This is a genomic window from Rahnella perminowiae (assembly GCF_019049695.1).
In the GTDB taxonomy this organism is placed as follows: Bacteria; Pseudomonadota; Gammaproteobacteria; order Enterobacterales; family Enterobacteriaceae; genus Rahnella; species Rahnella perminowiae.
Genome location: NZ_JAFMOT010000022.1, coordinates 1 through 354, shown reverse-complemented (window position 1 = coordinate 354; position 354 = coordinate 1). Strand labels below are relative to the sequence as shown.

The following is a 354-nucleotide window of genomic DNA, read 5'->3' as shown; positions in this document are numbered from 1 at the left end:
GGATCCGCTTTCAGTGGACGAAGGATAAATATGGGCGGTTAATTCCCGTGGCTTATCACACCGGCGCTGACAGCGGTCTGGATCAGGTTCGCGTGCGCCCGATGGAGCGGAACACATTCACGGGTAACTATGAGTTCTGGGCGGATGGTGCGGAAAAGCCCACCATCATCTGGACACCCGACGAGCTGGAGTTTAAAGCGCCCGGTAATACCGGTAGCCGTGATCAACCGTATTTACCTTCGACCATCACCGTATTACCGTTACCCGGCGCGGAAGAACTGGGCAGCACGTCAACCTCGCTGCCGATCCCGGATGAACAGTCATTCGATGATTACATCCTGGTCAATCTGCCGC

Annotated in this window: 1 protein-coding gene; it reads left to right on the top strand. The window is 55.9% G+C overall.

The window, feature by feature from the left end:
- Positions 1–47: 47 nt before the first annotated feature.
- Positions 48–354 (top strand): S-type pyocin domain-containing protein (locus tag J1781_RS00085; RefSeq protein ID WP_331252953.1); only part of this gene is annotated, 307 nt, incomplete at its 3' end.